This window comes from Candidatus Endomicrobiellum pyrsonymphae (assembly GCF_020328025.1).
In the GTDB taxonomy this organism is placed as follows: domain Bacteria; phylum Elusimicrobiota; class Endomicrobiia; order Endomicrobiales; family Endomicrobiaceae; genus Endomicrobiellum; species Endomicrobiellum pyrsonymphae.
Genome location: NZ_JAIXMZ010000027.1, coordinates 1 through 14133, shown reverse-complemented (window position 1 = coordinate 14133; position 14133 = coordinate 1). Strand labels below are relative to the sequence as shown.

Annotated in this window: 11 protein-coding genes; 10 read left to right on the top strand and 1 reads right to left on the bottom strand. The window is 33.2% G+C overall.

The features are described 5' to 3' along the window. The 4 genes from LE180_RS03440 to traF form a co-directional block, all read left to right on the top strand. A partial coding sequence (locus tag LE180_RS03440; RefSeq protein WP_374134078.1) for a hypothetical protein occupies positions 1 to 193 on the top strand: 193 nt, incomplete at its 5' end. 672 nt (positions 194 to 865) lie between these two features. Beyond that, positions 866 to 1006, top strand: coding sequence for a hypothetical protein (locus tag LE180_RS03435; protein ID WP_374134077.1), 141 nt, complete (start codon positions 866 to 868; stop codon positions 1004 to 1006). 562 nt (positions 1007 to 1568) lie between these two features. Further along, positions 1569 to 2315 carry a hypothetical protein gene (locus LE180_RS03430; RefSeq protein WP_374134076.1) on the top strand — a complete coding sequence of 249 codons (747 nt, stop codon included), beginning with the start codon at positions 1569 to 1571 and terminating at the stop codon, positions 2313 to 2315. A 39-nt stretch (positions 2316 to 2354) separates the two neighbouring features. After that, a complete protein-coding gene (traF, locus tag LE180_RS03425) occupies positions 2355 to 3599 on the top strand; it encodes a conjugal transfer protein TraF (protein ID WP_374134075.1) in 1245 nt (414 codons plus the stop codon). A 261-nt stretch (positions 3600 to 3860) separates the two neighbouring features. Here traF and LE180_RS03420 read toward each other — a convergent pair whose 3' ends face one another. Continuing rightward, a complete protein-coding gene (locus LE180_RS03420; protein WP_374134074.1) occupies positions 3861 to 4202 on the bottom strand; it encodes a hypothetical protein in 342 nt (113 codons plus the stop codon). Positions 4203 to 4560: 358 nt separating this feature from the next. On the opposite strand from LE180_RS03420, the gene lysS reads away from it, so the two are divergent. The 6 genes from lysS to LE180_RS03390 all read left to right on the top strand — a co-directional run. Then, on the top strand, positions 4561 to 6042 hold the full coding sequence (gene lysS / locus LE180_RS03415; RefSeq protein WP_374134073.1) for a lysine--tRNA ligase: 1482 nt from the start codon (positions 4561 to 4563) through the stop codon (positions 6040 to 6042). A gap of 11 nt (positions 6043 to 6053) precedes the next feature. Beyond that, positions 6054 to 7277, top strand: coding sequence for an FtsX-like permease family protein (locus LE180_RS03410; RefSeq protein ID WP_374134072.1), 1224 nt, complete (start codon positions 6054 to 6056; stop codon positions 7275 to 7277). Next, entirely contained in the window at positions 7277 to 7927 is a 651-nt protein-coding gene (locus tag LE180_RS03405; RefSeq protein ID WP_374134071.1) for an ABC transporter ATP-binding protein, read from the top strand. Before LE180_RS03410 ends, LE180_RS03405 begins: the two co-directional genes overlap by 1 nt. Before the next feature lie 29 nt (positions 7928 to 7956). Further along, on the top strand, positions 7957 to 8832 hold the full coding sequence (gene ilvE / locus LE180_RS03400; RefSeq protein WP_374134070.1) for a branched-chain-amino-acid transaminase: 876 nt from the start codon (positions 7957 to 7959) through the stop codon (positions 8830 to 8832). A 78-nt stretch (positions 8833 to 8910) separates the two neighbouring features. Next, the gene (locus tag LE180_RS03395; RefSeq protein ID WP_374134069.1) at positions 8911 to 13575 is read left to right on the top strand and encodes a translocation/assembly module TamB domain-containing protein; all 4665 of its coding nucleotides are present in this window, start codon (positions 8911 to 8913) and stop codon (positions 13573 to 13575) included. A 70-nt stretch (positions 13576 to 13645) separates the two neighbouring features. Continuing rightward, positions 13646 to 14133, top strand: a 488-nt coding sequence (locus tag LE180_RS03390; protein ID WP_374134068.1) for a lyase family protein, incomplete at its 3' end; no start/stop codon positions are given.

Genomic DNA, 14133 nt, shown 5'->3' with positions numbered 1-14133 from the left:
TTTAGAAAACATTAAACATGTTGAAATTGCCGGTAAAGTGCAAAATGCAGTTGAGAGAAGAAAAGATGGAAGTTTTATAATTACAAAAGTAATTATAAAGCTTCCATCTTTTCTTCTCTCAACTGCATTTTGCACTTTACCGGCAATTTCAACATGTTTAATGTTTTCTAAAATACAAAAACATAGATGTTAAAATGCTAACGACTTAAAGATTACATGAGCAAGCCAACATAAAACTCTAAAATCGGACAAAGAACATGCGTTTAACAAGAGGGCTACCTATGTAGAAGCTCTACACCTTTTGCTAATCTTGCCACTATAATTGGCATAAGGAGCAAGACCTGCTGGAGCAGCAATTTTTCTGCGTAAGATCTTCACGATGACTTATAAGCTCTTTTAACTGTTCGTTTTTGCCTTGCTCATGTAATCTTTAAGTCGTTAGCATTTTAACATCTATGTTTTTGTATTTTAGAAAACATTAAACATGTTGAAATTGCCGGTAAAGTGCAAAATGCAGTTGAGAGAAGAAAAGATGGAAGCTTTATAATTACTTTTGTAATGGATAGCGCTGAAAAAAAACGGAAGATTTGTAGCTCGCATAAAATATAAAAAATTTGTAATCCTGATGGATAAAATTGGCATAGTTTTAAAATCGCTTGGCGGAGAATATGAAAAAATTAAACCGCATCAATTTTTTTCTTTATAAATATTTGCTACAATCACGAAAATGTTGATTGCCTTTACATTTATAAGTTCAAATATTTTGTTGTGATTTTATTTTGGGGATTTTTCTTTTTTGCCACTGTTAAAAATTAAATAGCAATCGAAGAAGAGAAAATAGGTTATAGCAAAACAGCTTCCAGATATGGCGAATTTGCTTTCAATTATGCTTAATGTCGGTCTTGATTTTTATGGCGTTGCCGGAAAAGTTATACAGGCAATTGATGGTCCTTTGGCAGATGAATTTAAAAATGTTTTATCAAAATTTTTGCTAGAGGGACGATAAACAGTCAGCTTTAACAGAAACGGCTCGTAAAACCGACGTTGAACAGCTTGGCTTTTTTGTAAGAACAATTAATATGTCGCTTGAATCGATGACAGAAATGGTCGACGCTTTAAAACATTTAGTCGTTTTGTTAAAGGACGAAAGATTTTCGTATGCTGAGAAGAAAGCTCATGAAATTTCTGTAAAAATTCTTATATAATTGGTTTTATTGATATTTCCGGCTATTTTTATAGTTATATTTTGACATATTGCAATTAATTTCATAGTCAATTAACTTTATATTGGCGCATTACATTAGCTCAAAAATGGATGCAATGCGAGGCGGACTGACAAAGCAATAGCTCATTCCTCTTGCTAGGAAGTTCAACGGCGCAGCGCGCTATTTTTGAACTAAAATCCTACGGACTGCGTCCTTTTTGGTGAATTTCGTCTGTTTTATTCGGTCAATATGTTCTCAAATATTGCTTTCCGTAAAACAGCCAAAATTCCCCCGAAAATTTAAGTAGCGCAGTTGTATCAATATAAAAATTGTCAACGGCTTTTAATTTAAGAGGAGCTTTTGATGACAAAACGCTTGTTTGGATCTGTATTGTGTTGTCTGCTTGTTATTTTTACATCAAGTTGTGGTAAGAATAACAACATCTTTTCTTGGGCGCATCGTTCCGGTAGTGGTTCGTACGACTCTTTAATATCAGATGCCGACTCAGAAATGAGGAATCAAAACTATGCTGAAGCTGCAAAAGATTATTTCGCTGCAGCGAAGCTAAGACCCGGTGACAAAGAAGCGGTGATGAGATATACTTCAGCAGTTATACATGATACTTTAGATTCAGAAATCACAAATACTGTAACAAAAATGATAACTGACAAAACCTCGAGATTATCATTAGATTTTACTGCGCTTTCTCCTGAAAAAATATCAAAAACAGGTGAAGCGTTAAGTAACTTGGTGAACAATGAAAATATGTTTCCTCAATTGTTTGAAGGTGAAAATCCGCCAACAGACACTAGTACAAATCTCGATGGAGCAACTGCTTATGCTCTAGAAGGCATATTTTCTGCTGCAAAAAATCCTGAAGTGAAACAATACGTTGGTAGTACATTTCCTATTGATATCAGTAATTTACCTCCTAAATCTTCTGCTAGTCCTGCAGTTGAGTCGGCGGTACACAATATGAAAGCCAAAGCCTTGAAAGCTATGAATTGTTTAAATAATATTAAAGATAAGAGCCAAGACCCAATTATTGAAGGATTCAAATCGGAATTGAATAATACCATTCATAATTCAGATTTATGGTTGGGCATGTAAGTAAAATAATAATATTGTGATAATACATCAGAAGACTCCATGAAGAATAAAATTACGTTTTTAACAATTTTGGGGTTGCTTTTTTCTTCGATAGTTTTTGCATCGCAATTAGAAAATAGGGCGATGAAAAAAGGATTGCGCCCTATGAGTATGGGTGGCGCTTTTACAGCTATTGCAGACGACGACAATGCATTTTTTTATAATCCTGCTGGAATTACTTACAGAAACAGTTTTTTGATTCAACCATTTTCTCTTGATATTGCTATAAGTACCGCAATAATAGATTCTTATAATTTTTATACCAATCATAAAAGCGATATGTTACATTTTGTTGATAAACTTGATGACGAACAACAAATCAAACTTATTAAGAAAATATCGGATCAAGTGTTAGATTTTTATCCTTATGTCTTTGTTTCGATTCCAAATATTTTGTTTATTACAAAGCCTATAGCTATTAAAAAGAACTATTTAAATTTTGGTTTTGGCGTTTTTTCTTACGCAAAGACGAATGTAAATTTTAACAGAGGCGCGCCGATACCTTCTGTATCGCATGATTCTGAAATGACTGTACTCGGGATTCTTCCTGTCGCCTTTAAAATTCGTTCGCTTGAAAAGATAAGAATGCCGGGAGCGTTATCTTTAGGCGCAAATTTTAAATATATGTGCAGATTAAAAAATGTTTCTCAAGATAAGATTTCATTGAGAGAATTACCAAAATATGATTTAAAAGAAAAATTTTTCCACGGAACATCTTTTGGAGTGGATTTCGGCGCGATATATCATCTTAATTCTCACTGGAATTTTGGATTAATGATAGCCGGTGTTTATAATTCTAGCGTAGAGTATAAAAACCTTCGTGGTAATTCAAACAAGATGGATTCTGCAAGCGGATATAACGCAAGAATAAATACGGAGCTTAATTTAGGCGTTGCATATTATCCTGAAAAGTTCTATTATTGGCCGGGAAAATATTTGAAAACAAATGACAGACTTGCTTTAGTGTTTGACTTAACGGATTTGGCAAATTCTAATGAGACGTTCATTGAGACTCCTTTCAAAAAAACGCATATAGGAGCTGAATATAAGTACAATTCATTTGTTATAAGAGCGGGTTGCAATTCAGGTTACCCTACAATTGGCGGTGGAATAGTTACAAATTGTAGTACGCTTGAATACGCATTTTATGGAGAAGAAAAGGGCTTATATGCGGGACAAAATCCAGTCTGGGTTCACAGAATATTATTTTCTGTTAAGATAGGACATAACAAAGAGAAAATATAAGGTGAAGCAAAAATAAAACAGAAAGGAAAGTACGAAAACAAGCAGGATAATAAAGTTGCTGCTGAGCAAAAAACAAAACAAGGTTTATTTTATTTTGATGATCGTTCCTGCAATTTTGTCGTTGTCTCCAATTGATATTGCGGAGATTGCTACATAGTCTTCGAGTCGTTATTGAATTATTGCGCCCTGATTTTCATTTGCTTTCGATACGACTTGTCCCAAATCATGATTTTCCGAAATTTCAAGTATGTGAGCATTTTTTCAAAATCTTTTTTTTAGTATTTTACCGATCTTGTCATAAGCGTAAACAATTTTATTGAACGAATTTAAGATTACAAATGACAAGCAATCTCGGATTGAGGAGTTTTGTGAATGTTCAATTATTTTACTTAAACTTTCCTTGTCCTTTTCAAGTATTTCTATTTCTTTAGCAATTTTTTCTCTGTCCATAATAAAAATATCAGTAATTTCATTATACTTTCCGGTTTTTATACTTTCAGAAGACTTGGTTTCCAAAATTTTTTTTATTCTGTTAAACGGCATAAGTATAAGCAGTTTAGAAAGAATATGATATAAACGGTTTAATATACGGCAACCGTTCATTATCCGCAACTACTTTAAATTTCCTAAAATACGCAATATATTACGATATTCTACATTACTTTGACTGTATTTCAAAAAAATGATACAATCCGACGTGTGTAGTCGCAGGTTGTGTTAGCGGCGCTGTAATCGTGTTGTGAATCTTGCGCGTATGTAGTCAAATCACTTTAAGTTGCGCCATAGTTAAAGGTATTTAAATTTAAATATTCAAGTCCCGTCAGGCTTCGCCCGCCACCTCTCGATTAAAACATTCGGGGGCAGGTTGCTAAGGAAGAGCGACTTATTTTTAAAAAAAGTGAATTTACTACAATACGGCGCAACTTAAAGCGATTTAACTATAGCAGAGGAATTGTAGCAAATGGAAAAGAAAGAACTGGAGCAATCACAAGAACAACAGTCAACTCCTATCGAGCAGATCATTCAGCAGAGAAGGCAAAAAGCTAAAGATTTTGTAAGCGTTGGGATAAATCCTTATCCTGCAAAATATGCTTTAGATAAAAACAATGCCGATATACAAAGGGAGTTTGTTAATCTTGAAAAAGAACAAGTTGTCGATGTAAAAGTTAAAGCTGCAGGAAGAGTTATGACTTACAGAAATATGGGTAAAGTGGCTTTTTTAGACATAAGAGATGGGTATGCAAAAATTCAAATATATGTCAGAGCGGATAAAGTAGGGGCAGACCAATATGAGCTTTTCAAAAATATGGTTGATACTTCCGACATTATAGCTGTAGATGGAATTCCTTTTAGAACTAAAACAAATGAACTTAGCATAATGGTTGAAAGTTGGACTATGCTCACAAAAGCATTTAGATCTCTTCCTGAGAAGTGGCACGGACTTAAAGATACGGAAACAAGATATAGACAAAGATATCTAGATTTAATTGCAAACAGCGATGTAAAAGATGTGTTTATAAAGAGGAGTATGATTATTTCTGCTATAAGACACAAGTTGGAAGATCTTGGTTTTATAGAAGTAGAAACACCAATGCTACAATCTCTCGCTGGAGGAGCAAATGCAAGACCTTTTGTAACGCATCACAATGCTTTGAATATAGATTTATTTTTAAGAATAGCGCCAGAACTTTTTTTAAAGCGTCTTGTTGTGGGCGGAATGGATAGAGTTTTTGAAATAGGAAGAAATTTTAGAAATGAAGGCATAGATAAGAACCATAATCCTGAATTTACTATGTTGGAGCTTTATCAAGCCTATTCAGATTATAACGACATGATGGATATTACGGAGACATTAATTAAGGCTGCAGCAGGGAAAATAGGGGCTTCTATAAATTTAGAATTTAGAAGAGCAAAAATGTTTGATTTGATAAAAGAATATACAGGACTTGAATTGCTTCCTTACGTTGAAAGTGGGAAAATGTTTGAGCAAGTAAAACATTTAAATCTTGATTTGCCGAAAAATGCAACCGATAAGAAGATTCTAGATCAGCTTTTTGATGAGAAAGTTATACCCAATTTAAAAGATCCTACTTTTGTTATAGATTATCCTGCGGTTTATTCTCCGCTTTCAAAAGTTAAATTTGATAGACCTGAAATAGCTGAACGTTTTGAGCTTTACATTAATGGAATGGAAATAGGCAATGCTTATTCCGAGCTCAATGACCCCGAGTTGCAAAAAATAAGATTCGCACAGCAGATGGAAGCCAAAAAGAAAGGCGACGACGAAGTGATGCCATACGATGAAGATTTTATTTTTGCGCTTGAACAAGGTCTTCCTCCGACTGGCGGTTTAGGAATAGGTATAGACAGGCTCGTCATGGTTTTAACCGAAGTAGAGTCCATTAGAGAAGTTATAACATTTCCTGCAATGAGGTCCGAATAAAGTTCATGAGTATGATGCCTGTTGAATTTTTTATAGCGCTGAGATATTTAAAAGCGAGAAAAAAAGGGTTTTTTTCGTTACTTACTACTTTTATCGCTATAGGCAGTACTACTTTGGGAGTATCGGCTCTCGTTATAACGCTTGCAATCATGAGCGGTTTTCAAAATGATATAAGAAGTAAAATTTTGGGAATACAGTCGCACATAGTTGTTACAAGGATTGACGGAGAATCATTTAAAGATTATATTTCAATTGAAAATAAAATCAAAACAAATAAATCTGTAATAAGCGCTTCTCCGTTCATATATAAGCAAGGCGTCATCAGAGGTCTTGAGTCCGCATCTTCAACCGGCATAATAATAAAAGCAATAGATTATGCAAAAGAAAATGCCGTTCTAAACCTTTCAAAACAAATAACAATATCAGATATGGGTTTTGATGATAAAAAGATTGGGGAAAGAGCGATTATTTTGGGAAGCGAGCTTGCCAAAAGCGTTGATGCAAGCGCAGGGGATCAGGTAATTTTAATGTTTCCGGGCAGTTTTGGTAATATACCTAAGATGTATAAGTTTACTGTTGCAGCTTTAATACAATCCGGAATGTATGATTTTGATTCTTCTCTTGGTTTTATTGATTTGGATGAGGGACAGAAATTGTTTGCTATACCTGAGGCTGCAACTGGTATTGATGTTCATACAAATAATTTTGATACGGCTGTTACAACTGCCGGACAATTACAAAAAAAAATATCTTATCCGTACAGGGCAAAAGCTTGGGTTGAAATGAGCAAAAATCTTCTTTCCGCTCTTAAGCTTGAAAAAATTATGATGTTTATTATTTTAGGACTTATAATTCTTGTCGCTGCATCTAATATTATTTCTAATCTGTTGCTTTTAAGCGTTCAAAAATCAAAAGAAATAGGCATAATGTCAGCTATGGGTTTCACAAAATTTTCTATTGCTAAGGTATTTTTTTATGAGGGTCTTGTTGTTGGGTTGATTGGTACTATTCTAGGTATTGTACTAGGACTGGCTGTAAGCGCTGTATTAAAATATTTTGATATATTTAAACTGCCTCAAGGCGTTTATTATGTAGATAAACTCCCTGTCGCAATAATTCCTACGGATATAGCGATGGTTGCTTTAAGCGCGTTTATTATCACTATGATAGCAGGGATTTATCCGGCGTATCAGGTTTCAAAACTTGATCCCTTTGAAGCAATAAGGTACGGATAATGAATATAAAAGCTGAAAATTTAAGTAAAAATTATAAGAAAAAAAACTCGCCCGATGTCGAAGTATTAAAAAACATACAAATTGAAATACCCGCCGGACTTAAGATTGCTTTGACTGGTCCGTCAGGTGTGGGTAAAAGTACATTAATTCATATTTTAGGACTGATGGATAGACCGACATCAGGGAAGGTTTATGTAGATGATATTGACTGTTTTTCTGAGAACGATAAGTATTTGTGCGATATGAGAAAAAAAAATATAGGGTTTGTTTTTCAATTCCATTATCTTATGCCTGATTTTAACGTTTTGGAAAATATTCTTATCCCTGTGTGGGATAACAAGAATGCAAAATTTGAACGGGCTCAAGATATTTTAAAGAAAGTTGGGCTTCTGAATAGACAGAACTATTTCCCCAACGAACTATCCGGGGGAGAACAGCAAAGAGCGGCGCTCGCAAGAGCGTTAATTAATGATCCTAAAATAATTTTTGCAGACGAACCTACCGGTAATTTAGACAGGACTACAGGTCTTGAGATAGAGAAGTTATTGTTTGCAAACGCCCAGGAAACTGGCTCGACGCTGATTCTTGTTACGCACAATGAATATCTTGCGGCTAAAGCTGACAAAATAATAAAAATGACAAATGACTGATGGTAGAATAATTTATTAAGGAGAGCAGTATGAAGATTTATCTTGATGGAAAGCTTGTTGAAAACGAGGATGCAAAAATTTCTGTGTTTGATCACGGTTTCTTATATGGAGATGGTGTTTTTGAAGGCATAAGAGCATACAACGGACGAATTTTTAGATTAAAGGAACATCTTGACAGGCTTTTGGCTTCTGCAAAGGCTATTAATCTTACAATTCCAATGCAGCAAAAAGATATAGAAAAAGCAGTGATAAAAACTCTTTTAGCAAACAAACTTTCTGACGCATATATAAGACTTATAATTACAAGAGGGTGCGGAGATTTGGGACTTGATCCTAGAAATTGTAAAAAGCCGCCAACTGTGGTTGTTATTGCGGATAATATTTCGATGTACTCTGAAGAGCTTTATGAAAATGGTATGGAAGTGGTTACTGTTTCAACTAGAAGAATAAGACAAGATTCTTTGAGTCCTAATGTCAAATCGCTCAACTATTTGAACAATATACTTGCTAAAATGGAAGCTATAAGAAGCGGAGTTATGGAAGCTATAATGTTAAATTCAGAAGGATATGTGGTTGAATGCACAGGGGACAATATTTTCCTTGTTAAGAACGAAATTCTTTATACTCCTTCTGGGGCAGAAGGCGCATTAGTTGGAATAACTAGAGATGCAATTATGGAACTTGCGAAGAATAAATTGAAGATTCAGGTGAAAGAAGGACGCCTAAGTACGTATGACGTTTATACTGCGGACGAGTGTTTTTTAACGGGTACGGCAGCCGAGGTAATACCTGTAATAGCGGCTGATTCACGTCAAATTGCAGATGGTAAGCCCGGTAAAATTACACTAAAACTTATAAAAGAATTTAAAAATCTTACAAGACTAACCGGCACACCCATTAAATAATTAAAGAGAAGCAGAATTATGGATTCTGCTTGTCAAAAAACTTCCAAATCTTCAAAAAATACACGAAGGTGCAAATATATGCGTAGATTTCTGAAATATATGCTTATTTCTTTAATTGTACTGATTTTTTTATACTGTGCAAGAGCGCATATATTTGCGCCCATTATACAAAAGTACATTCATTATAAAACAGGATATACCATACAGTTCGATAATTTTTATATTTCATCTTCTAAATTGACTGTGAAAAATTTGAAAATGGATAATGTAGCAACGGCTGATGAAGTTACTTTTAAAATCGCCCCTTTGAGATTTTTCACTCACACTATTTCACCTATAAATTGTATAAGTAAAGTTAAGATATCAAAGTTAGAAATTTTTTTGGATACCGACACTAAAAAACAAGGCGCTACCTCTAGTTTAAAAGCGAATAAAACAAAATCTTTATCTTTTGTTAGTTTTCTAAACTCAGAAATAACAATTGATATAGATGTGGCTACAATCAAGAAAAAATATGAACTTGCAAAAATTATTGGTACGAACATAATCATAAATCATGATAAAATTATTTTAGATTCAACTTTGTACATTGCGGATGTTCCCATTAAAATTAATTCTCAATCTACGAGGACATCAGAAAATCTTTTTAACACAACATTATTTTTTGATGCAAAAAATAAAGCGGATATATCGGTAAAAGCAGAAGGTACAATTAATTTTGCCTCTTTTGACACAATGCAAAATATTACAATAGAAAAATTAAAATACAATGGATTTAGTTTAAGCGGATCGACGTGTTCTTTTTTTAAATCTTCAGGTGAATACAATATAAGTTTAACTGGAAATTTTGGAGATTTTAAATTTTACTGTTCATCAAATAGCATTACCACTCAAGCCAAGTCAAGAATTGATATTTCAAAAATTAATAGGGGATTATGCGGGGATCTTCGATTAGATTTTAAAGGGCAAAATAATATTGGAAAACTTGAATTAAGCATAGCAGATTTAATTGTTTTTGGTGTCAAAAAAGGAACTTTCAATTTGTTAGGCGAAAAAAATAGCGATGGCATATATAATGTATCTTGCATATACGGATTGGATAAAAAAATGAAAATTGTTTACGCAAGCAGTGGAAAATATGAGGGAAAACTTGTAGTGAATAATAAAGTTGTAGGAATAGTCAAAGGCGATATTAAAACAGGCGCTATTTCAGCTGATATGAAAAACGTTAATATTTCAGACATTCCGTTAATTCCTTTTGTTGATAGAAGCGCTAAAGGAGTTGTTAATATTTCTGGTAGTATAGACGAAGTTGACGGACAAATTGATTTTTCATGTAAAAATTTTAGAAATTCAGATATGAATAGCACAAACATCGTAGGTAGCATAGTCAGAAATAATGACATGTATGTTTTGAATTTTTACAAAGATGATAATTCAATTGCTTTCAACTCTGTTCTAAAAAACCGAAAAATAATTTCAGTGGATTTAAAGTTTGTTGGAATAGACATTGCAAATGCGATGCTTTTATGCGGACATTCTGATTGGAATATTTCAGGAATGGCAAACGGACGGGTAAAATATGAAAAAGATTCGCTAACAGAGTTCGATATAAGAGCTTTCAACGGGACATTATACAATAACAAATTTAAAAAGTTTGAAGCTAAAGGCAATATGTCTCTTAGCAGAGTAAATATAGAGCGTTTTATTGTTGTAAATAACTCAAATGAAATTTTGGCTAATATAACAGGGATACTTGGTTTTGCACAGGCAAATCCAATTTCTTCTATTTGTGTTAATCTAAAAAATATAAACATTGGGGCGGCTAATATAAGCGGATATACGGAATTTCACGGGCAGATAGACAAAAATAATGAAATTAATGGCGTTATCAGAAGTACGGGAGTTTTTGTATCAGGTGTGCCTCTTGGTACCATTTCTGCAGATGTAATCGCTTCTATGAAGAAACTCGAAATCTCTGATTTAAAATCAGATAGTGGTATAAAAGCTTTATTGTCTGCAAATTTTAAAGAGGATAAATTATTAGGGAATATTGATTTTACGAATGTAAATATTCAAGGTGTTTACCCAAATATATCAGGACTGTTTAATTCTTCCATACGACTATCAGGTGAAGTAAGCAATCCAAATATAAAAATTTTAGCTTCTGTGATGGATGGTAAATATTTTGCTTTGCCTTTTTCATTATTAGCTGACGTGGAATATATTGACGGTGTTGCAGATATTAAGAAGAGTATAATTGCCGTCGATAATTCGAATATTGTATTGCGAGGTAAGTATTTAGATGGTGAAGAATTTTTGTTAACAGTTAATAATTTAGATGAAAAAATCATTAACACGTTTGTGGGATTTAAAACGTCTTTACAGGGAAATTTTTCAGGTAAAGGAACAATCTCCGTCAAAGATGGCAAATGTAACTGTAAGATGATTTTAAATACAAAGACAGCCTATATTAAAACAGTTAAATTTAGTGATGTTAAATCTAATATTGAAATCAATAGCGACAACATTTCTATCAGCAACGCTTCAGCAAAAATTTCTGATAGTGAAATAAGGGTTGACAACGGATTCTTTAATATTAAAAACAAAAAATATGGACTTGATGTGTTTTTGGTTAACGTCCATGCTGGTCCGATAGATATATTTGGAGGCGTAAAATTACAGGGCGAGATGACAAAGGAAAAATATAGATCCTTATATAATGGAAAAATTGACTTAAATAATTTATGGATAAACAAATACAGATTATCACCGTCTTGTTTTAATTACACTATTAAAGATAGAAAATTGGAGTTTTTTAAACGTGATGATGAAGCGGTTGCATATAATGCGTCTGGTCTAATTGTTTTCGAAGACGTTATATCTGTCAGGAAATTAAACATTGAAAAAGATAATAGATTCTTTAATTTATCTGCAGATTTTTCAAAAAATTTTTTAAATTTGGATATTAAAAGTTCAAATATAGATTGGCATTTTATAACTGATGTTTTAAATTTACCTGGTTATCTCGACGGCAATGCTGATATAAATGTCAATTTGTCGGGAAAGATTGATAATATAAAAGGAAATATGACAATAATTTCAACGAGCGGATCTTTGATGTCCGTTCCCTATGATAGTTTTAATCTTGAAATGAATTTGCATGATAATCGCGCATATATAAAAAGAGCATCTGCGTATAAACGAAATGAGATCTGTATTCTTGTGCGCGGCGATTTTCCTTTTTATTTGGATAAAATTTTATGTGATAAGATAGAACAGGAGACTGTAAATGTTGTTTATGAAATCAGCGATTTTAAGTTAAATATTTTAAAATATTTGCTAGATGGTTATATTAAGCCTTATTCTGGGAAAATGTCATTAAATGGATCTTTTACGGGTACTTATGAAAAACTCAGCGGTAATGCCAAATTTTCTATTGTAGGTGGAGGTTTTGAGTCAAACGATTATCTTAATAAAATTAAAGATGCAAATGTTGAAATATCTCTTGTTGACAAATTGATTAAAATTGATAAATTTAGTTTTAAATCCGGAGTTGGGAAACTAAATGCCTATGGTCAAGCTAGGCTAAAAAATTTTAGTATTGAAGATTTTGACATAAGATTTGTTACTGATAAAAAAGGAATTTCTTTACGTATTCCACAGCTTCCTCTATCGAGTTTTATAAGGTCTGAATCACTGTTGAAAGATTATTCTTCGGGAGAACCAAGTTTTGATATTAGAGTGCAAGGTACTCCGACAAAACCTAAGATTTCAGGAAAAATTAGGCTCGAAAACACTCGCTTCACATATCCCGGATCAGAAAATAATAAAGATTCCCTTATTCCGGAAACTACAGAGTTTGATATAGAATTGGCAACAGCAAAAAATACAGTATATCAAAATTCTTATATTTCAGCATTAATAAACGGTTACTTACATATTAATGGAACATATGATAATCTTAAAACCAATGGAATAATTGAAACTTCAAGCGGTATAATGGTGGATCATCTTGGCGCACGATTTGATATATCAAAGGCTAAAATAGAAATCATAGATGATAAGCAGGTGTATATAACTGCTTCAGGGGTAACGTCTATGCCATCAAAAAATGGTGGCAAATCTGAAAAGATGGAAGTAATAGTTAATAGATCTAAGATGTCTGAGCTGTTTAATCCTGATACTATAAAAGTTGTTTCTAAAGATAACTCTAATGTGGATTCGCGTAAAGCTATTAAAAAAAATTTAGGTGTTGAGCAAGACAATTTTATAACTACTTTGCAATCTGGAGGACATTTCAATTTTGCAATGAAGCAACAGACTTTACGTCTTTTTGGGCAAAAGTTTGCTATCCCTTTGACAGAAGTAATATTTCGCAAAATAGGGCTCGCAGACAACTTAAAAATTTCTTATGATGAGGCTTACGATGTTGGATTGGATAATAAAAATGCGAGTATTGCAACGTTGTTATCGGGAACAAAAATTTCGTTGGAAAAAAATCTTACAAGCCAGATTCTTATTGGTTTTTCGGCAACTTGTTTTCGTGATTGGCGGCGTGATTGGCAGCACGAAGTAGCAATGAGGTATGAGTTAGCAAATAATTTATTTTTAAATTTATTTTTAAATTGCAGTTACGGGTATGAAAACGAAAAATCGCCTTATCAATTTGACCAAAAAGCAATGCTACAATATCAATTTCGTTTTGGTCCGCCAACGATAAAAAAGATTAATAAGGCATAAAGACGTAAAATAGGATTTGTCTAGTACATAGTTTTATATTATAATGCTACAGGCGCACGGAGGAACGGCAATGCAAAATTTTGATCAATTTATAGGTTCTTTTTCTTTTGATGGCAGACTTGGGGAATCTGATATTATAGGCTCAATAGCTCATACTAAAATGTTAGTAAAGACTAAAATCATAAATGCTTCAGATGGTAAGAAAATTATTTCAGGATTAACTTCTGTTCTGAAAGACATAAGAAAAGGCTGGAGTATTCCAAAGGAAGAAGATATTCACTATGCTGTTGAAAAAGAACTTATACGCAGAATTGGTATTGTTGGTGGTAAAATGCATACCGCAAGAAGTAGAAACGATCAAGTTGCCACAGATTTAAGAATCTATTTAAAGCAAGAAATTACAAATATTAAAAACCTTGTAAATATTTTTCAAAGAACACTTGTTAAAAAAGCCGATGAAAATATGGATGTTATAATGCCGGGTTTTACGCATTTGCAGCCTGCTCAGCCTGTTTTGTCGGCGCATCATCTGCTTGCATATGCGCATGCATATGCGCA

Bases quoted from the DNA above. Each gene is read 5' to 3' on its own strand.
- traF (WP_374134075.1), top strand. From the start codon at position 2,355: ATGAAGAATAAAATTACGTTTTTAACAATTTTGGGGTTGCTTTTTTCT.
- lysS (WP_374134073.1), top strand. From the start codon at position 4,561: ATGGAAAAGAAAGAACTGGAGCAATCACAAGAACAACAGTCAACTCCT.
- LE180_RS03420 (WP_374134074.1), bottom strand. From the start codon at position 4,202: ATGAACGGTTGCCGTATATTAAACCGTTTATATCATATTCTTTCTAAA.
- ilvE (WP_374134070.1), top strand. From the start codon at position 7,957: ATGAAGATTTATCTTGATGGAAAGCTTGTTGAAAACGAGGATGCAAAA.
- LE180_RS03430 (WP_374134076.1), top strand. From the start codon at position 1,569: ATGACAAAACGCTTGTTTGGATCTGTATTGTGTTGTCTGCTTGTTATT.
- LE180_RS03395 (WP_374134069.1), top strand. From the start codon at position 8,911: ATGCGTAGATTTCTGAAATATATGCTTATTTCTTTAATTGTACTGATT.
- LE180_RS03435 (WP_374134077.1), top strand. From the start codon at position 866: ATGGCGAATTTGCTTTCAATTATGCTTAATGTCGGTCTTGATTTTTAT.
- LE180_RS03410 (WP_374134072.1), top strand. From the start codon at position 6,054: ATGATGCCTGTTGAATTTTTTATAGCGCTGAGATATTTAAAAGCGAGA.
- LE180_RS03405 (WP_374134071.1), top strand. From the start codon at position 7,277: ATGAATATAAAAGCTGAAAATTTAAGTAAAAATTATAAGAAAAAAAAC.